This is a genomic window from Streptomyces guryensis (assembly GCF_021261325.1).
Classification (GTDB): Bacteria; Actinomycetota; Actinomycetes; order Streptomycetales; family Streptomycetaceae; genus Streptomyces; species Streptomyces guryensis.
Map to the genome: position 1 here is coordinate 37754 of NZ_JAJSBI010000012.1, position 19383 is coordinate 57136.

Sequence of the window (19383 nt, forward strand, 5' to 3'; positions counted from 1 at the left end):
CGGCAAACCGTTTCACGGGCACGGGGCCCCGCCCCATAGGATTGGCCCCAAACCACACACACTCACCCCAGAGGAACGCTGCATGCCTGGCATCACGCGCGAGGAGGTCGCCCACCTCGCCCGGCTGGCGCGTCTGGAGCTGAAGCCCGAAGAGCTCGAGCACTTCGCGGGACAGCTGGACGACATCATCGGCGCGGTGGCCCGCGTCAGCGAGGTCGCCGACCAAGACGTACCGCCGACCTCGCACCCGCTCCCGCTGACGAACGTCATGCGGGCGGACGAGGTCCGTCCGTCGCTCACCCCCGAGCAGGCGCTCTCCGGCGCCCCGGCCCAGGAGCAGCAGCGTTTCAAGGTGCCGCAGATCCTGGGGGAGGACTAACCGCCATGACGGACAACGTCAACATCATCAAACTGACCGCCGCCGAGACCGCCGCGAAGATCTCCGCCGGTGAGCTCACGGCCGTCCAGGTCACCGAGGCTCATCTGGCCCGTATCGAGGCCGTCGACGAGAAGGTGCACGCCTTCCTGCACGTCGACCGCGAGGGTGCGCTGGCCCAGGCCCGTGCCGTCGACGAGAAGCGGGAGCGGGGCGAGAAGCTCGGCCCGCTCGCCGGCGTCCCTCTCGCGCTCAAGGACATCTTCACCACCGAGGGCATCCCGACGACCGTCGGTTCGAAGATCCTCGAGGGCTGGATTCCGCCGTACGACGCCACCCTCACCAAGAGGCTCAAGGCCGCCGACGTCGTCATCCTCGGCAAGACCAACATGGACGAGTTCGCCATGGGGTCGTCGACGGAGAACAGCGCCTTCGGGCCGACCGGCAACCCGTGGGACCTCACCCGCATCCCCGGCGGCTCCGGCGGTGGCTCGTCCGCCGCGCTCGCCTCCTTCCAGGCCGCCCTCGCCATCGGCACCGACACCGGCGGCTCCATCCGCCAGCCGGCCGCCGTCACCGGCACCGTGGGCGTGAAGCCGACGTACGGGGCGGTCTCCCGCTACGGCATGGTCGCGTTCTCCTCCTCCCTCGACCAGGGCGGGCCCTGCGCCCGTACGGTCCTGGACGCGGCGCTCCTGCACGAGGTCATCGCCGGCCACGACCCGCTGGACTCCACCTCCATCGACGCGCCCGTCCCGCCGGTCGTCGAGGCCGCGCGCAACGGCAGCGTCGAGGGCATGCGCGTCGGTGTCGTCAAGCAGTTCCGCGGCGAGGGCTACCAGGCCGGCGTCATCCAGCGGTTCGACGAGTCCGTCGCGCTGCTGAAGGAACTGGGTGCCGAGATCGTCGAACTGGACTGTCCGAGCTTCGACCTCGCGCTGTCGGCGTACTACCTGATCGCGCCCTCCGAGTGCTCCTCCAACCTCGCCCGCTTCGACGGCCTGCGCTACGGCCTGCGTACCGGCGACGACGGCTCGCACTCCGCCGAGGAGGTCACCTCGATCACCCGCGAGGCGGGCTTCGGCCCCGAGGTGAAGCGCCGCATCATGCTCGGCACGTACGCGCTGAGCTCCGGCTACTACGACGCCTACTACGGCTCCGCCCAGAAGGTCCGCACGCTCATCACGCGCGACTTCGAGAAGGCCTTCGAGCAGGTCGACGTCATCGTCTCGCCGACGACCCCGACCACCGCCTTCCCGATCGGCGAGCGCGCCGACGACCCGATGGCGATGTACCTGGCCGACCTCTGCACCATCCCCACGAACCTCGCGGGCAACGCGGCCATGTCGCTGCCCTGCGGTCTCGCCCCGGAGGACAACCTCCCGGTCGGTCTGCAGATCATCGCCCCGGCCCTGAAGGACGACCGGCTGTACAAGGTGGGCGCTGCCGTCGAGGCCGCCTTCGTGGAAAAGTGGGGCCACCCGCTCCTGGAGGAGGCACCGTCGCTGTGAGCAAGCTGTCCAAGGCGAAGGACTTCAAGAAGTCCAAGTCCGGTACGTACCTGTCCATCGCCACCACGGCGTTCGGCGCCATCGGTGTCGCCAAGCGGCTCAAGAAGGCCCGTGCCGAGAACGACACGCTGGTCCTGATCGACGCCACCGTGTCCGCCGTCGCCGTCGTCACCGGCCTCGCCATCCTGTACCGCGAGCTGAAGCGGCTGGGCGACGACGACGTCCTGCTGGGCTGAGAGGGAAGTTTCACCGTGACCACCACGACCGACCTGGAGTCGTACGAGGACGCGCTGGCGTCGTACGACCCCGTCATGGGCCTAGAGGTCCATGTCGAACTCGGCACCAAGACCAAGATGTTCTGCGGCTGTTCGACCGAACTCGGTCAGGACGCCAACACGCAGACCTGCCCCACCTGCCTCGGCCTGCCCGGCGCGCTCCCGGTCGTCAACGCGATCGGCATCGAGTCGGCGATCAAGATCGGTCTCGCGCTGAACTGCGAGATCGCCGAGTGGTGCCGCTTCGCCCGGAAGAACTACTTCTATCCGGACATGCCGAAGAACTTCCAGACCTCCCAGTACGACGAGCCGATCGCCTTCAACGGCTACCTCGACGTACAGCTGGAGGACGGCGAGACCTTCCGTGTGGAGATCGAGCGCGCCCACATGGAGGAGGACACCGGCAAGTCGACCCACGTGGGCGGCGCGACAGGCCGTATCCACGGCGCCTCGCACTCGCTGCTCGACTACAACCGCGCCGGCATCCCGCTCATCGAGATCGTCACCAAGCCGATCGAGGGCGCGGGGGCGCGCGCTCCCGAGGTCGCGCGGGCGTACGTCCGTGAGCTGCGCGAGGTCATCAGGGCGCTCGGCGTCTCCGAGGCCCGTATGGAGATGGGCCAGATGCGCTGCGACGTGAACCTGTCGCTGCGCCCGAACGGCACCGAGAAGTTCGGCACCCGCTCCGAGACGAAGAACGTCAACTCGCTGCGGTCCGTGGAGCGCGCGGCCCGTTTCGAGATCCAGCGGCACGCGGCCGTGTTGAACAGCGGCGGCACGATCATCCAGGAGACCCGCCACTTCCACGAGGACACCGGGTCGACGACCTCGGGCCGAGTGAAGGAAGAGGCCGAGGACTACCGGTACTTCCCCGAGCCGGACCTGGTGCCGGTGGCCCCCTCGCGCGAGTGGGTCGAGGAGATCCGGGCGGCGCTCCCCGAGATGCCGCTGGCCCGCCGTACCCGGCTGCTCGCCGACTGGGGCATCTCCGCCACCGACATGCAGGCGATCCTCAACGCCGGTGCGCTGGACCCGATCGTCGCCACGATCGACGCCGGCGCCGACGCGGCCTCCGCCCGCAAGTGGTGGATGGGTGAACTGGCGCGCAGCGCCAACGAGTCGGGCACCTCGCTCGACGAGCTGGCGATCACGCCGGAGCAGGTCGCCCGGGTCACCGCGCTGGTCAACTCCGGTGACCTGAACGACAAGCTGGCCCGCCAGGTCATCGAAGGCGTTCTCGCGGGCGAAGGCACCCCGGACGAGGTCGTCGACAAGCGCGGTCTGAAGGTCGTCTCCGACGACTCGGCGCTGGGTACGGCGGTCGACGAGGCCATCGCCGGCAACCCGGGCATCGCCGACAAGATCCGCGGCGGCAAGGTGGCCGCGGCCGGCGCCCTGGTCGGTGCGGTCATGAAGGCGACCCGCGGTCAGGCAGACGCGGCCCGCGTCAAGGAGCTGATCCTCCAGAAGCTGGGCGTCAGCGAGGGCTGAGCACGCGACTCGGGGGCTGCGCCGGCGTACCGGCGCAGCCCCCGAGTCATGTCAACTCACAGTCGGCGTCCCACGATCCGCGCGAAACCGAGCAGATGCCCGACGTCGGCGTGCATGAGGTCCACCGACCAGCGCGCCATGTCCGCCATGAACTCGCTGGAGCTCTCCTCGGCGCACACCTCGCTCCACAGCAGCCAGTCGCGCCAGCCGTCCTCGAGCCAGTCGGCCGTCTCGACCTCCACGGCCTTGCTGCGGGTCCACAGGCGGCGCCACCACGCGGGGGTGTGGAACGCCCAGAAACCGGGGTCCTTCTCCCAGTACTCCTTCAGGTGCTCCGGCGGCTCGTCGCCCTCCGGTTCCTGCCGAAGTGCCGGTACGACGATCCCGATCCGTCCGCCCGGCTTCAACAGCCGGGTCAGCGTGGGCAGATAGAGATCATTGGTGCCGAAGTACTGGTACGCGTCGACGGAGACGATCGCGTCGAAGGTGCCCTCGCCGAAGGGCAGGTCGTGCGCCTCGGTGTACACGGGCAGCACCTTGTCGCCCACGCCCGCCTCGGCGATGCGTACGGCGTTGTCGTCGGGCTTCACCCACAGGTCGGCCGCGGTGACCTGGACGTCGTACTCCTTGGCGAGGAAGACGGAGGTCATGGCGCGGCCGCAGCCCAGGTCGAGGACGCGGGCGCCGGGGCGCAGTTCCTCCAGGCCGAGTGCGGGGGCCAGCCACTCCAGCAGCCACAGGGCGTGCGGGCCCATCTGGTTCTCGACGCACCAGCGGGCGTCGTAGCGGCTGCTGCGGGGGTAGCGGGGGTGGGTGACGCGGTCAGTCAGGTCGTCGTTCGTGGTCCTGGTGCCGGACATCGGTGAACGGGCTCCTTGAGTCCTTCGTAGGGGAAAGAGATGCGTAGGAGCTCGGTCGGACCTTCAAACAATGCACCCGCTTCGGTCGTCGGCGAGGAGCCGGGAACGGTCGACGGACGGACGCTAGCAACTGCCCCGGATGCACCGCACCCGGTTTCTCGGGGGGAGGTGCATGACGTCGCGGATCCGGGCGGGGACGCGCGGCGGGCCCGTTGGACGGCGGCCGGGACCGGGGCGCTGCTGACCCTCGCGGGGCTGGCCGCGTCGGTGCTCCGGGGCACCGGCTCCGCTCCGGCGCCGGTGCCGACCGCCTGTGCCTCCGGTGCCTTCGTGTGCGCGGCGGCCGCGGCGCTGGGCTTTCGGGGGCACACCCGACGGGCGCTGTGGCTGCTGATCATCGGGGCGATGGTGATGGCGCTGGGGGACCAGTTCGACTGAGGTGACAGAGTTCCCGTTACTGTCCTGTGATCTGCCTCCCACTCGTGTGAATAAGTCCACGAACGGCATAAACGATCACTTCTCCCTGCAAGAGTGGTCTTCGCATTGCTCATGCGTTCTTTGCGGGCTGTTCATCTTGTGAACGACTGTTCCCGGTCAAAGATCCACAAATCCACCTGGGAGCACGTTCGTGGCAGCCCTTGCACGCTGGTGTGTTCGGCACCGCCTCGTCGCGGTACTGCTGTGGCTCCTCGCCTTCGGCGGGGTGAGCGCGGCCGCCGCCGTCACGGGCTCGGCGTACTCGAACGACTACGAGGCTCCCGGCACCCAGTCCGGCCGGGCCATGCAACTGCTGCAGGAGGGCTTCCCGGGGTTCGGCGGCGACAGCGACACCGTTGTCTGGCACACCACGTCCGGCACCGTCCGCGCCGCGGATGTCGAGCAGACGATGACCGAGACCCTGGACAAGATCGCCGACCTGCCCGGCATCGCCTCCGTCGCCAGTCCCTACGACGGTCAGGGCACGGGCCGGATCAGCGCCGACGGGCACACCGCGTACGCCACGGTCACCTTCGACGACCGGGCCGAGGACATCAAGAAGCCCGAGGCCGAGGCGGTGGTCCACACGGCCGAGGCGGCCCGGGCCGATGGTCTCCAGGTGGAGCTGGGCGGCAGTGCCGTCGCGCTCACCGAGTCGGCCGGCGGACACCTGGCCGAGGTGGTCGGCGTGGTCGTCGCCGCAGCCGTGCTGTTCCTCGCCTTCGGCTCGCTCGCCGCCTCGATGCTGCCCATCGCGACCGCGCTGGTGAGCGTCGGGACCGCGTACGGCGCGATCGTGCTGCTCGGGCACGCCATGACCGTCGCCGACTTCGCGCCCATGCTCGGGATGCTGATCGGGCTCGGCGTCGGCATCGACTACGCGCTGTTCATCGTGACCAGACACCGGCGCGGACTCAAACGCGGGCTGTCCGTCACCGAGGCGGTCACGGGCGCCGTGGCGACGACGGGACGCGCCGTGGTCTTCGCGGGTGCCACGGTCTGCATCGCCCTGCTGGGGATGCTGATCCTGCGGCTGAGCTTCCTCAACGGCGTCGCGATCGCCGCCTGTCTGACCGTCGTCCTGACGGTCGCGGCCTCCGTCACCCTGCTGCCCGCCCTGCTGACCTTCATCGGCCCGCGCGCCCTGAGCCGGCGTGAGCGGCGCCATCTGGAGGAGCACGGCCCCCAACCGGAGCTGCCGACCGGTTTCGCCCACCGCTGGTCGGCGTTCGTGGAACGCCACCCCAAGGTGCTCGGCATCGTCGCGCTGGTCGTCATGACCGTCCTGGCGCTGCCCACGCTCTCCCTCCACCTGGGCACCTCCGACCAGGGCAACGACCCCAAGTCGTCCACCACCAGGCAGGCGTACGACCTCCTCGGGGACGGCTTCGGGCCCGGCGTCAACGGCCCGCTCACCGTGGTGACGCGCGTCGACGGGGCCGAGGACAAACTCGCCCTCGACAACCTCGACGCCACCATCCGCACCACCGAGGGTGTCGCGTCGGTGACCCCGGTGACGTACGACACCGGCGGCGACACCGCGTACTTCACCATCGTCCCCGAGTCGGCGCCCCAGTCGCAGAAGACCAGCGACCTGGTCGACCGGCTGCGCACCGAGGTGCTGCCGCGCGCCGAGACCGGCACCTCGCTCGACCTGCACGTCGGCGGTGTGACGGCTTCGTACGACGACTTCGCGGACGTCATCGTCGGCAAGCTGCCCCTGTTCGTCGGCGTCGTCATCGGCCTCGGCTGCCTGCTCCTGCTGCTCGCCTTCCGGTCGATCGGCATCCCGGTGAAGGCCGCAGCGATGAACGTCGCAGCGGTCGCCGCAGCCTTCGGTGTCGTCGTCGCGATCTTCCAGTGGGGCTGGGGGAGCGAACTCCTGGGCCTCGGGCGGGCCGGGCCGATCGAGCCCTTCCTCCCCGTGATCATGGTGTCCGTCCTGTTCGGTCTCTCCATGGACTACCAGGTCTTCCTGGTCAGCCGGATGTACGAGGAGTGGCTGGAGACCGGCGACAACCGGCGCGCCGTTCGCGTCGGCCTCGCCGAGACCAGCCGGGTGATCAACTCCGCCGCGGTCATCATGATCTCCGTCTTCCTCGCCTTCGTCCTCAGCGGCGACCGTGTGATCGCCATGTTCGGCATCGCGCTCGCCTCCGCCGTCGCCCTGGACGCCTTCGTGCTCCGCACCCTGCTCGTACCGGCCCTCATGCACATGCTCGGCGGCGCCAACTGGTGGCTGCCCCGCTGGCTCGACCAGCGCCTGCCCCGCATCAGCATCGAACCTCCTGAGGCCCGCGCGGCTCATGAAAGGCTGGCCGCTGCGACGGACGCCGAGGTGGCGGACGTGCTGGCGAAGGGGCAGGAAGAGGATGTACGCGATACCTCTGGGTGACGATGCCGAACTTCGTCCCCTGGAGCCCTGGCACGCCGAGGAGTTCCTGGCGCACCTGGAGCGGGGGCGGGACTTCATCGGGCAGTTCATCGGGTTCGGCTCCAAGGCCGTCGACGTGCCCTCCGCGCGGGAGGTGCTCCAGCGGTACGCCGACATGCGCGCCGCCGACACCGCCTCGCACCACGGCATCTGGCTGGACGGAAGGCTCGTGGGCGGCGTGCTCACGCTCAACTTCGACGCGGAGACCGGAAACGCCGAGGTCGGCTGCTGGCTGGAGCCCGCGGCGACGGGCCGCGGGCTGATCACCCGCGCGATGCGGGTGCTCATCGACTGGGTGGTCGAGGAGCGCGGCATCCACCGCATCGAATGGGTCGCCGCCTCGGGGAACGTACCCAGCCTGAACGTCGCCCGGCGCCTCGGAATGACCCGCGATGGGGTACGACGCCAGGCGCACCCCTATGGTGGGGTGCGGCACGACCTCGAGGTGTGGTCGATCCTCGCCCCGGAGTGGCGTGAAGCACGCGCGCGTGCCGAACAGAACGATCAGTAAAGATCAGTAAGAAGAGGCCTCCGCGATCGCCGCGACGATCATTAAGAGACTTCTCAGACAGCGTCCGTACGGTGCGAGGTATGGGAACCACCAAGACTGATGACGAGGCCGGCACGACCGCGGCCACCGAAGTGAAGCCCGACGAGGAGACGGTGGACGCCACCGCGGCCGAAAAGACCCCCGAGGAGGCGACCGCCGAGGCAGACCTTGTCGAGAGCGACCGTGCGAGCGACGAGGAAGGCCCGGCCGGCGTCGGCATGGGTGCGGGCGCCGTCGTCTCCGCCGGGCTCGGCATCGTCTCGCTGACCGGCAGCTGGATCGGCACGGTGGCCGCCGCACGCCAGACGCTCGTGGGCCAGCTGGGGACCTCCCAGTCCGCGACCGTCGCCAAGCAGGTCAAGGCGGTCTACGGCGACGCCTGGCAGACCAGCGCCCTGTGGGGTGGCCTCTTTGCGCTCCTCGCGCTGGTCGTGGGTGTCGTGGTGCTCGCCCGGCCCGCCTTCGGCGCGCCCGGCAAGGCACAGCCGGTGTGGATCAAGTCGGTCGCCTGGGGCGGTGTCGCACTCGGCGTCATCGGCCTGCTCCTGGCCGTCCTCAAGTACACCGACATCCTGCTCGGGCTGCCGTCCGCCGGCTGAATCAGCGCAGGTCCTGAGGGGTCTTAGGGCGTCCGTAAGCACCTTACGGAGGTCCTGAGGCCCCTCACGCGCATCTAAGGCCCCCGGTGCGCCCGAAGATGCGGAACTCTCCCGATGTGGCGCACCCCCCTTGGAGACGAAGGTTGAGGCATCGCAGCAAGCGAAGCCCGAAAACCGCCTCTCACAAGGGACACCACATGTACGAGTACGAGATCTCCCAGTTCCGCTCCGCCGAACTGATCCGCCAGGCCGAGCACGAGCGACTGGCACGCGCGGTCGTCCGCGGCCGCCGCGCCGCCCGCCGCGAGGCCACACAGCGCTCCGCCGAGGACGAAAGCCATAGCCCACGCCTTCGCCGGCTCCGGTCCGCCCGCGCGGCGTGAGCGCGGGGCCTCTCCGGGAGGGCGGCGGCACATTTCCAGCCCGTCCGGTGTCTGAGGTCGAGGCCCGTTCAGGGCCGAAGCGGGAGTCTGGGGGCGGCGGCCCCCAGACGAAAACCGCTCCCACGCCATCGGCCCCCCATGCGATGCTCGGCGTCGTGGAGACCAGGTCCGTAAGTCCCGTGTTCGTCGGCCGAGCCGAAGAACTCGACACCCTGAACGACGCCCTCGCCCAAGCCGCCGCGGGCACCCCGCAGGCACTGTTGATCGGCGGGGAGGCCGGGGTCGGCAAGACCCGGCTGGTCGAGGAGTTCGCCACCGCGGCCTGCCGTGCGGGTGCCGTCGTCGCGCTCGGCGGCTGTGTGGAGATAGGCGCCGACGGACTGCCCTTCGCCCCCTTCTCCACCGCCCTGCGCGCCCTGCGCCGTGAACTGCCCGACCAGCTTGCCGCCGCGGCCGCCGGGCAGGAGGAGGAGCTCACCCGGCTCCTGCCCGAGCTGGGCGAAACCTCCGGAGGCCGGCATGACGAGGAAGGCATGGCCCGCCTCTTCGAACTCACCGTCCGCGTCCTGGAGCGCGTCGCCGCCGACCGGACCGTCGTCGTCGCCCTCGAAGACCTTCACTGGGCCGACGCCTCCACCCGCCACCTCCTCGCCTACCTCTTCCGCACTCTGCGCACCGGCCGCCTCGTCGTCCTCGCCACCTACCGCGCCGACGACATCCACCGCCGCCACCCGCTGCGCCCCCTGCTCGCGGAACTCGACCGGCTGCGCACCGTCCGCCGCGTCGAACTCGGCCGCTTCAACCGGGAGGAAGTGGGCCGCCAGATCGCCGGCATCCTCGCCGCGGAACCGGACCCCACCCAGGTCGACGACATCTTCGAACGCTCCGACGGCAACGCCTTCTTCGTCGAGGAACTCGCCGTCTGCGCCACCGAGGGCTGCGGAACCGGCCTCACCGACTCCCTCCGCGACCTGCTCCTGGTCCGTGTCGAGGGCCTGCCCGAGATCGCCCAGCGGGTCGCCCGGATCGTCGCCGAGGGCGGCTCCACCGTCGAGTACCGGCTGCTCGCCGCCGTCGCCCGGCTCGCCGAGGACGACCTCATCGAAGCGCTGCGGGCCGCGGTGAACGCCAACATCCTGCTCGCCACGCCCGTCGGCGACGGCTACCGCTTCCGCCACTCCCTGGTCCGCGAGGCCGTCAGCGACGACCTCCTGCCCGGCGAGCGCTCCCGCCTCAACCGCCGCTACGCCGAGGCCCTGGAGGCCGACCCGGCGCTCGTCCCCGCCGACCAGCGCGTCATGCGCCTGGCCAGCTACTGGTACCACGCCCACAGCGCGGCCAAGGCCCTCCCCGCCGTCCTGGACGCCTCCGTCGAGGCCCGCTGCCGCCACGCCTACAGCGAGCAACTGCGGCTCCTGGAACGGGCGATGGAGCTGTGGGACACCGCCCCCGAAGACGTACGGGACCAGCTGCGCCCCATCGACTACACCGAGGTCCACCCTCCCAGCGGCTGCGACCCGGCCACCACACCCCTGCGCTACCTCGACCTGATGGCCGAGGCCGCGGTCGCCGGCCGGCTGTCCGGTGAACGCGAACGCGCCCTGAAGATCACCAAGCGGGCCCTGCATCTGCTGGAGGACGAGGGCGATCCGCTGCGCGCGGCCTGGTTCTGGACGCAGCGCTCCATGCTGGTGCAGAGCCAGGCGCGTGGCGACGGCTGGAAGGAACTCGCCACCGCCCAGGAACTGGTGCGCGGCCTGCCGCCGTCGGAGGTGCACGCCGAGGTGCTGGCCGCCGTCGCCGGTTGGTCGATGCTGCGCGCACCCGGTCCGGACGCCTTCCACGCCGCCGAGCGTGCGGTGGAGTACGCGCGCATGGTGGGTGCCCAGGAAACCGAGATGAACGCCCGTCTCACGCTCGGCGGCCTGATGGTCGACGCGGGTGACGTAGAAGCGGGGCTCGCGACGATGTACGAGGTCAAGGAACGGGCGGTCGCGGACGGCATCGCCTATGTCGCCGGCCGGGCCTACATCAACCTGCCGTCGGAGCTGGACTCGGTGGGGCGTTCACGTGAAGCCGTCCCGATCCTCGAGGAGGGGGTCCTCCACACCCGGAAGTTCGGGCTGCTGAACTCCGAGGCATGGGTGTGGGCCAACCTCTCCGACGCGCTCTACGCGCTCGGCCGCTGGGACGAGGCAGCCCAGGCCGCGGAGAACACACTGCTGCGGGGGCAGAACGCCAAACCTCAGGGCACGGGAGCCATGTGCCTGGCGAAGGTCGCACTGGGCCGGGGCGACGTGGCCGAGGCGGCCCGTCAACTGGGCACCGCCCGTGGACACTTCGGCACGCACGACCCCATGCCCCAGCAGTCACTGCCGCTCTCCTGCATCGCAGTCGGCGTCGCCGCGGCGGAGGGCCGGATCCTCGACGCCCGCGCCGAACTCGCCCGAGTCCTGGCCCCCGGCTTCCCGCCCGGCACCCAGGACTACGGCTGGCCCCTGCTCCTCGCCGCCGCCACCGCCGAGGCCGACGCCCGCGCCCTGCCCGCCGCGGCACAAGGCCGCGCCGACGCCCTCGAACGACTCCGCGAGGCCGTCAAGAAAACCACCACCGACACCCCCATCTGGCTCGCCCACGAGCAGTGGGTCCGCGCCGAACTCGCCCGCGCCGAGGGCCGCGACACCACCGACACCTGGTCGGACGTGGTCACCTCCTTCGAATCGCTGGACCGCCCCTACGACCTCGCCCGCGTCCGCCACCGGCTGGCCGAGGCCCTCCTCACCTCGGGCGGTGACGACGAACGCGACCGCGCCACCGAACTGCTGCGCCTGGCCCACGCCGTGGCCGACCACCTCGGCGCCCGTCCCCTTGGCGACGCCGTCACCCTGCTCGCCCAGCGGGCCCGCCTTCCTCTGAAGCGCGTCCCGGACCAGAGGCCCGCCGACGCCGCCGAAGCCCTCGGCCTCACCGGCCGGGAACGCGACGTCCTGCGCCTGGTCGCCGCCGGTCGCACCAACCGCCAGATAGCCGAGGAGCTCTTCATCTCCCCGAAGACCGCGAGCGTGCATGTGTCGAACATTCTGGCCAAGCTCGGCGTCTCAGGAAGAGGAGAGGCGGCGGCGGTGGCCCACCGACGGGGACTCTTCCCGCCGGGGGACGGCGACCGGCTGATCGCCGGATGACGGAGCAGCTGAAGGGAAAGCGATGTTCAACGTCTTCGAGGAACTCTTCGCACCCGGCCGCAAGCACACCCGTGACGAGAAGAAGAGGCTGGAACTGACCCGCGAGGACGTCGGCGACAACGACCCCGGTCGCGGGCCGATAGACCTCGAGGCCGGGAAGGTCGTAGTGCGGCCGCCCCGGCGGGAGGACGCTGCCGAGGAGTGATTCCTCAGCCGACCTGCAGCTCCAGTATTCGGTCGTCTCCGGACTTCGGGTCTCCTCGTTCCGTCGGTGTTGCTCGTCGTCAGCCACAGCTTGTCGCCGCCGGCCGAGACCACGGTGCGCAGACGGCCGTACCTGCCCTCCAGGAAGGGCTGCGGATCGGCCGAGGCCGCCGTGCCCTTCAGCGGTATGCGCCACAGGCGCTGGCCCTTCAGGCCCGCCATCCAGATCGAGCCCCCGGCGTAGGCGACGCCACTGGGGGAGGCGTCGTCCGTGTGCCACTGGGCTATCGGGTTGTGGTACTTGGGGTCGGACGATTTTCCCTCGGCGTCCGGCCAGCCGTAGTTGTCGCCCGGCTTGATCGCGTTCAGCTCGTCCCAGGTGTCCTGGCCGAACTCCGAGGCGAACAGGCGCTGTTCGGGGTCCCAGGCCAGGCCCTGAACGTTGCGGTGGCCGTAGGTGTAGACGGGGGAGTCCGCGAACGGATTGCCGGGAGCCGGGTCGCCCTCCGGGGTCAGGCGGAGGATCTTGCCGCCCAGGGAGTTCTTGTCCTGGGCCAGCCCCCGGTTTCCGCTCTCGCCCGTGCCCGCGTACAGCATCTTGTCCGGGCCGAAGGCGATCCGGCCGCCGTTGTGGATGTAGCCCTTGGGGATGCCCTTGAAGATGGTGTCCGGCGCGCCCAGCTGTTCGCCGGCCGGCTTCTTCGCGTCGTACAGCAGGCGGACGATGCGGTTGTCCGAGGCCGAGGTGAAGTACGCGTAGATCATGTGGTCCGCGGCGTAGTCCGGGGAGAGCGCGATGCCGAGGAGGCCGCCCTCTCCGGCGGGGGACACCCCGGAAACCTTGCCCAGCTCGGTCTTCCGGCCCGTCTTCTCGTCGACCTTCGTGATCGTCCCCTTGTCCCGGGAGGAGACCAGCAGGCCGCCGCCGGGCAGCGGGGCGAGGCCCCAGGGGGTGTTCAGGCCCGTGGTGACCGTGCGCAGCACCTTGACGGAACCCTTGGCGGGCGCCGCCTGTCCGGCGGCATGCTCCGACGCGGAAGCGTTCCCGGATGCACCCCTTGGCGCCGTACTGTCGCCGCCGCCTCCGGACCCTCCCCCGGAGGAACAGCCCGCCGTCAGCAGGAGTGCGGTCGTGGCCAGCACGGCCGGCACAGCTCGTCGTAGCACGGTCTTGGTCCCTTCGGGCGGCGGTCCGGCGGCAGGTTCTACTTGTCTTACACCGCTCGCGCCTCGCAGGTTCCCGGTCCACGGGTACCGAATCCCCGACGCCCCGGACCCCTCCGCTTCCGGCCTCACGACCGCTGTCCTCAGTCCCAGGATCCCCGCGCCCGGCAGCTGCGCCACCTCGGTGAGGTCGCCGGGGACCGGTCGCAGGGTCGCGGACGCCGCGTTTTCGTGGCGCAGCGTTCCTGTTCGGTGCCGGGGACCGGGGCGAGGTGCTGCCTTTGCGCCGGTGCCCGGGCCAGGCGGTCCCGGGTGGGCGTGACTTGGTTCCGCGGTAACCGTTGTCGTCAGTCCCAGGATCCCCGTGCGCCCGGCAGCTGCGCCACCTCGGCGAGGTCCTGCGGGCTGAGCCGGAGTGCCGCGGACGCGGCGTTCTCCGTCGCCCAGCGCTCGTGCTTGGTGCCCGGGACCGGGACCACGTGCCGTCCCTGCGCCAGCACCCAGGCCAGGGCCACCTGGGCGGGCGTGACCTCGGTGCCGTGCCGGGCCGCGATCCGGCGCAGACCGGCCACGATCGGCTGGTTCGCGGCCATCATCTCCGCGGTGAAACGGGGATGGCGGGCGCGCACGTCGTCCGGTTCGAAGCCCTGGCCCGGGGTGAGCGTGCCGGTCAGGAAGCCGTTGCCGAGTGGCATCGCGGCCAGGAAGCCGACGTCGCGCGCCTCGCACCACGGCAGGAGCGATTCGAGGGCCTCCGGCGACCACACCGACAGCTCGGCCTGCACCGCGCTCACCGGAAACACCTGCTGGACGCGCCGGAGCTGCCTGATCGTCGCGTCGTGCAGCCGTCCGCCGGACCGGCGGCCGGCTCGTGCGCCGACCGCGCACAGTCCCAACGCCCGTACCTTCCCGGCCCGGACGAGGTCCGCCATCGCGCCCCACGTCTCCTCGACCGGGACCTCGGGGTCCTCGCGGTGCAGCTGGTAGAGGTCGATGACATCCGTCTGCAGGCGCCGCAGCGACGCGTCACAGGCGCGCTTCACATAGCCGGGGCGGCCGTTGGCCACGATGTGCTGCTCGCCCACCAGCAGCCCCACCTTCGTCGACACGAAAGCGTCCTGGCGGCGCTCCTTCAACGCCCGCCCCACCAGCAGCTCGTTGGTGAACGGGCCGTACATGTCGGCCGTGTCGAGGAGTGTCGAGCCCGCGTCCAGCGCGCGGTGCACCGCCCTGAGCGACGCGTCGCCACGCTGCCGCGACCCGCTGTACGCCCAGCTCATCGGCATGCACCCGAGTCCGACGGCCCCCACCGCGAGTGCCCCCGCGCCGATCGTCCTGCGCTCCACCTGCTCGTGACCCTCCCTCTCCTGGCCCCCCAACCTAACCTCTGCGCTGCCGCGGCCCTGACATAGCCTCCTGACATGACTGCTGACGTGTGGCTTTCCATCCCGCCCGACACCATCGAAGGGCTTCCCGAAGGCCCCAACTACCGTTTCTGGGACGGCGCCGACGAGTTCCCGGCCGACCCCGCGGACTGTGTCTACTACGTCGTGCCGTACATGAAGCCCACTGAGGTGGGCGTACGTCCCCTGCCCGAGTTGAGCGGCGTGCAGGTCGTGCAGACCCTGTCGGCCGGCATCGACACCCTGGAGCCGGGGCTGAAGCACCTGCGTCCCGGCGTGCGGGTGTGCAACGCGCGCGGGGTGCACGAGGCGAGCACCGCCGAACTCGCTCTCACGCTGATCCTCGCCTCGCTGCGCGGCGTCCCCGACTTCGTGCGCGCCCAGGGCAACGGGGAGTGGCTCGGCGGGTTCCGGCCCGCGCTGGCCGACAAGAACGTCCTCATCGTCGGTTACGGGGCGATCGGGTCCGCCATCGAGGACCGGCTCGTTCCGTTCGAGGTGGCGCGGGTGGCGCGCGTCGCGCGCTCTGAGCGCACCACGGCGCGCGGTCCGGTGCATCCGCTCACCGATCTGCCCACCCTGCTGCCGGAAGCGGATGTCGTCGTCCTCGTCACGCCCCTCACCGGGGCCACCCGGGGCCTGGTCGGCGCCGAATTTCTGGCGCGCATGAAGGACGGCGCACTCCTCGTGAACGTCTCCCGCGGCCCCGTGGTCGACACCAAGGCCCTGCTCGCCGAGGTGGAGAGCGGCCGTATCACCGCCGCCCTCGACGTCACCGACCCGGAGCCGCTGCCCCGCGAACACCCCCTGTGGCATGCGCCCGGCGTCCTGATCAGCCCCCATGTCGGCGGCCCCACGTCCGCGTTCCTGCCCCGTGCCAAGCGACTTCTGGTGGACCAGTTGACCCGGTTCGTGAACCGGGAGCCGCTGCGCAACGTGATCCTTACGACAGGCGCAACCGGCGTGTGACCCCGACGACTTGAGCGTCCCGTGCACGCCCCGCGCGACGGGCGCAACAGGCGCGTAATCCGTTTCCGGTACGCTCCGCAACCTTGCGGACGCGGTCCGTGCTCGCATTCCCGCTGGTCGTCACGGAGCGTAGAGGAACTATGTCCCTGAGTGACGAGACTGGTGTATCGTCCCGAGCAGGGGCTGCGCCGCGTACCGATCGGCGCCGGGGATGAACATTTCAGACTGGATGAACATTTCAGACTGTGAGGGGGGCGACGGGCGATGCACGGCCTATGGGCGAGCGATCCGACGCGACGGGGCCGCCGGAGGCGACTCTGGCGTACGGCCGCGCGCAGACGCGGTCACCACGGCAGTCACGGCTGCCGTCACAGCCACCACCACCGCAGGCACGGCCGCCGGGGACATGCGCACCCGGCGCACCTGGAGCCGCGGGACCTGGGAGCGACGCGGACCGGGTGGGCCCGGTGAGTTCGCCCCTGCCTCCCGCTCCCACCCTCGACGGAGCGCTGCGGGTACAGCCTTCGTCAGGGACGCTGCTGCCCCGTCCGCCGGCCACCGGCCGCGGACCCGGTCTGGTCCGCCAACTCGTTCTGGCCCTTGTCTGCGCGGGATACGCCGTCGGTTCCGCGTTCGGCTGGGGTTCGGACGAACTCTCGCTGATCATGGGTGACTTCGGACTGAGCGCCGCGGCGGGCACCGCCGCCGTGTCGCTGTTCCTGTACGCCCGTAGCCGCCGTGTCCGCTTTCGACCCGCCTGGCTGCTGTTCGCCCTCTCCTCGGCGATGGCCGCCCTTGGCAACGCGGTCTGGGGGTGGTACGAGGTCGTCCTGGGGGAGCAGGTGCCCACTCCCAGCTATGCCGACCTGTTCTTCCTGTGCTTCGCGCCGCCCGCGATCGTGGGGCTCCTGGTGCTCGCCAAGCGGCCGGTGACGAAGGCCGGCTGGGTGTGCCTCGCGCTCGACGCCTGGCTGATCGGCGGCTCGCTGCTCACGCTGTCCTGGAGCCTCGCGCTGGCCCAGGCGGCCAAGTTCGACGGGCCGAGCGTCGCGCACACAGCGCTCTCACTCGCGTACCCGCTGCTGGACATCGCCCTGGTCAGCATGGTGCTCGCGCTGCACTTCAGGCGCTCCGCGGTGAACCGCACGGCGGTCAACACCGCCATCGGCGCGCTGGCGCTGACGGTGATGTGCGACGCCCTGTTCACCTCGCCGCTGCTGCACAACAGCTACCACTCCGGCCAGTTGCTCGACGCGGGCTGGTTCGCCGGCTCCCTGCTCCTCGCGTACGCCCCCTGGGCCGCACCCCGGCACGGGCAGCAGTCCGAGGCCGACAGGTGCGACCTCGACGGGCACACGCGCGTGGTGCACGAACACGTGCCGGGACAGCGGGGCGGCGCGCACCAGCATCACGCCGCACCACAGGGAGGTGATCACGGCCGGTATCCGGCCGCCCGGCCCATCGCCGGCTCCCTGGCCGCCCTCACGCCCTATCTCGCCGCAGCCGTGTGCACCCTCGGAATCCTCTACACCGTCCTGAACGGCCACCGGGTCGACCGCGTGGTGCTCCTCACCGGCGGCACGGTCGTGCTCGCCCTCGTGGTGCGCCAGGGCATCATGCTGCTCGACAACATCACCCTCACCCAGGAACTGGCGCAGAAGGAGAACCACTTCCGCTCCCTGGTGCAGGGCTCCAGCGACGTCATCATGATCGCCGCACCCAACGGCATCCTCCGCTACGTCTCCCCGGCCGCCGCCGGGGTCTACGGACGGCCCGCGGAGGAACTGGTGGGAACAGAACTGGCCAATCTCATCCACCCGGAGGACCTCGGCTGCGTGGTGCACGAGGTGCGCCGCTTCCTCGCCGCCAGCCCGCTCGAGGAACCCACTACGCGCATCGAATGCCGTTTCCGGTCCGGCGGCGGGGGAAGCTGGCTCAACGTCGAGTCCACCGTCAACCGCCACCACGGCGGCCTCATCTTCAACAGCCGGGACGTGACCGAAAGAGTGCGTCTACAGGCCCAGCTGCAGCACAACGCCGAGCACGACCCGCTCACCGACCTGCCCAACCGCGCCCTGTTCACCCGGCGCGTGCAGCAGGCCCTGTCCGGCCGCCGGGCCGCCGACCGGGTGTCCCTGCGCGGGACGGCGGTCCTCTTCATCGACCTCGACGGCTTCAAGGCCGTCAACGACACGATCGGGCACCAGGCGGGGGACGAGCTCCTCGTCCAGGCCGCCCGCAGACTCCAGGACGCGGTCCGGCACGGGGACACCGCCTCCCGGCTCGGCGGCGACGAGTTCGCGGCCCTGATCGCGGGGGACGGCACCCGTGACCGCTCCGCGCGCGAACGGCACATCCTGGAGCTCGCCGACCGCCTGAGGCTCACGCTCTCGCAGCCGTACCTCATCGACGGCAACGATGTCCGGGTGGCGGCCTCCATCGGCGTCGCCTTCGCCGAACCGGGCCTCGGCGCGGGCGAACTGCTGCGCAACGCCGACCTCGCCATGTACCGCGCCAAGGGGGCCGGCAAGGGCCGCGTCGAGCTGTACGCCCCGCAGATGCAGCAGGACGTCGTACGCAAGGCGGAGCTGGCCACACGGCTGCGTGCCGCACTGCACGACGGCGAGTTCGCCCTGCTGCACCAGCCCGTGGTCTGTCTGGAGGACGGCCGGATCACGTCGGTCGAGGCCCAGGCGCGCTGGCGCTCCTCGCAGGGGGTGCTGTTCACCCCTGCCGAGTTCCTGCGGGTCGCCGAGGACAGCGACCGGACGGCCGAGCTGGGCCGCTGGATGCTGGAGGAGGCCGTGGAGCAGGCCGCCGAGCGCACCGGCACGGGGCTGACCGTGCCCGTCGCGGTCCCGATGAGTGCCCGGCGGCTGCTCGACCGGTCGATGCCGCTCGGCTCGATCGAGGCCCTGCTGACCCGGCACGGGCTGCCGTCCGGGTCCCTGGTGATCGAGCTGTCCGACACCGACCCCCGGGTCTCCCTGGACGAACTGGAGCGACGTCTCGGCGCGCTGCGCAGGCTCGGCGTCCGGATCGCCCTGGACGGCTTCGGCAGCGGTCACGCGGCGATCACGGCACTGCGCAGACTCCCCGTCGACGTACTGAAACTCGACCGCGGTCTGGTCGAGGGAGTCGTCGAGTCCGCGCGGCTGCACAAGATCACCAGTGGGCTGCTGCGGATCGCCTGCGACCTCGGGCTGCAGTCCGTGGCCGACGGTGTGGACCTGCCCGAGCAGGTCGTGGCGCTGCGGGCGATGGGGTGCACGCACGGCCAGGGCATGGCGTTCTCCGGTCCGCTGGACGAGTACCGGCTGCGCCGGGCGCTGACTTCCGGCCACTATCCGGTGCCGCACGGACCGATCGAGCCTGCGTTCGCGGGCGGTGGCGCCGGGGTGTACACAGGTGGTGTGCCCGCTGTCCTGGGAGGCGGTAGTGCCCTCCGCTCACATAATGAGACTCCCGTCCCACCCACTTGACACGTGGTGCGTGCCGGGGGGAG

15 protein-coding genes and 1 pseudogene are annotated in these 19383 nt (G+C 70.8%); 13 read left to right on the forward strand and 3 right to left on the reverse strand.

What is annotated here, in order from left to right:
* Positions 1-82 precede the first annotated feature (82 nt).
* Genes gatC through gatB form a run of 4 tightly spaced genes read left to right on the forward strand, consistent with a single transcriptional unit; the run spans position 83 to position 3653 of the window.
* A complete protein-coding gene (gatC, locus tag LJ657_RS23810; protein ID WP_007384860.1) occupies positions 83-379 on the forward strand; it encodes an Asp-tRNA(Asn)/Glu-tRNA(Gln) amidotransferase subunit GatC in 297 nt (98 codons plus the stop codon).
* A 5-nt stretch (positions 380-384) separates the two neighbouring features.
* Positions 385-1887, forward strand: coding sequence for an Asp-tRNA(Asn)/Glu-tRNA(Gln) amidotransferase subunit GatA (gene gatA, locus LJ657_RS23815; protein ID WP_232650781.1), 1503 nt, complete (start codon positions 385-387; stop codon positions 1885-1887).
* A complete protein-coding gene (locus LJ657_RS23820) occupies positions 1884-2123 on the forward strand; it encodes a hypothetical protein (protein ID WP_232650782.1) in 240 nt (79 codons plus the stop codon). Before gatA ends, LJ657_RS23820 begins: the two co-directional genes overlap by 4 nt.
* Before the next feature lie 15 nt (positions 2124-2138).
* Positions 2139-3653 (forward strand): Asp-tRNA(Asn)/Glu-tRNA(Gln) amidotransferase subunit GatB, encoded by a 1515-nt coding sequence (gatB, locus tag LJ657_RS23825; RefSeq protein WP_232650783.1) that lies wholly within the window; start codon positions 2139-2141, stop codon positions 3651-3653.
* Between the two features lie 56 nt (positions 3654-3709).
* Here the strand turns inward: gatB and LJ657_RS23830 are convergent, their stop codons facing one another.
* Positions 3710-4513, reverse strand: a complete 804-nt coding sequence (locus LJ657_RS23830; protein ID WP_232650784.1) for a methyltransferase domain-containing protein — start codon at positions 4511-4513, stop codon at positions 3710-3712.
* Between the two features lie 39 nt (positions 4514-4552).
* Between LJ657_RS23830 and LJ657_RS23835 the strand changes: the two genes are divergently transcribed.
* The 7 genes from LJ657_RS23835 to LJ657_RS23865 all read left to right on the forward strand — a co-directional run bounded on the left by LJ657_RS23835 (position 4553) and on the right by LJ657_RS23865 (position 12343).
* The gene (locus LJ657_RS23835) at positions 4553-4951 is read left to right on the forward strand and encodes a hypothetical protein (protein WP_372487960.1); all 399 of its coding nucleotides are present in this window, start codon (positions 4553-4555) and stop codon (positions 4949-4951) included.
* A gap of 190 nt (positions 4952-5141) precedes the next feature.
* Positions 5142-7385, forward strand: coding sequence for an MMPL family transporter (locus LJ657_RS23840; RefSeq protein WP_232650786.1), 2244 nt, complete (start codon positions 5142-5144; stop codon positions 7383-7385).
* Positions 7363-7935, forward strand: a complete 573-nt coding sequence (locus LJ657_RS23845) for a GNAT family N-acetyltransferase (protein ID WP_232650787.1) — start codon at positions 7363-7365, stop codon at positions 7933-7935. Before LJ657_RS23840 ends, LJ657_RS23845 begins: the two co-directional genes overlap by 23 nt.
* A gap of 80 nt (positions 7936-8015) precedes the next feature.
* On the forward strand, positions 8016-8573 hold the full coding sequence (locus tag LJ657_RS23850) for a hypothetical protein (protein WP_232650788.1): 558 nt from the start codon (positions 8016-8018) through the stop codon (positions 8571-8573).
* Positions 8574-8770: 197 nt separating this feature from the next.
* A complete protein-coding gene (locus LJ657_RS23855) occupies positions 8771-8956 on the forward strand; it encodes a hypothetical protein (RefSeq protein WP_232650789.1) in 186 nt (61 codons plus the stop codon).
* A gap of 143 nt (positions 8957-9099) precedes the next feature.
* Positions 9100-12138, forward strand: coding sequence for a helix-turn-helix transcriptional regulator (locus tag LJ657_RS23860; protein ID WP_232650790.1), 3039 nt, complete (start codon positions 9100-9102; stop codon positions 12136-12138).
* A gap of 22 nt (positions 12139-12160) precedes the next feature.
* Positions 12161-12343, forward strand: coding sequence for a DUF6191 domain-containing protein (locus tag LJ657_RS23865; protein WP_232650791.1), 183 nt, complete (start codon positions 12161-12163; stop codon positions 12341-12343).
* Between the two features lie 4 nt (positions 12344-12347).
* On the opposite strand, the pseudogene LJ657_RS23870 reads toward LJ657_RS23865, so the two are convergent.
* Both LJ657_RS23870 and LJ657_RS23875 read right to left on the reverse strand, forming a co-directional pair.
* Positions 12348-13494 (reverse strand): annotated as a pseudogene (locus LJ657_RS23870) (PQQ-dependent sugar dehydrogenase).
* Between the two features lie 359 nt (positions 13495-13853).
* Positions 13854-14852: an aldo/keto reductase gene (locus LJ657_RS23875; RefSeq protein WP_232650792.1), complete on the reverse strand. Its 999-nt coding sequence runs from the start codon at positions 14850-14852 to the stop codon at positions 13854-13856.
* Between the two features lie 75 nt (positions 14853-14927).
* On the opposite strand from LJ657_RS23875, the gene LJ657_RS23880 reads away from it, so the two are divergent.
* Positions 14928-15878, forward strand: coding sequence for a 2-hydroxyacid dehydrogenase (locus LJ657_RS23880; RefSeq protein ID WP_232650793.1), 951 nt, complete (start codon positions 14928-14930; stop codon positions 15876-15878).
* A 467-nt stretch (positions 15879-16345) separates the two neighbouring features.
* The gene (locus LJ657_RS23885; protein ID WP_232650794.1) at positions 16346-19360 is read left to right on the forward strand and encodes a putative bifunctional diguanylate cyclase/phosphodiesterase; all 3015 of its coding nucleotides are present in this window, start codon (positions 16346-16348) and stop codon (positions 19358-19360) included.
* Positions 19361-19383: the final 23 nt, after the last annotated feature.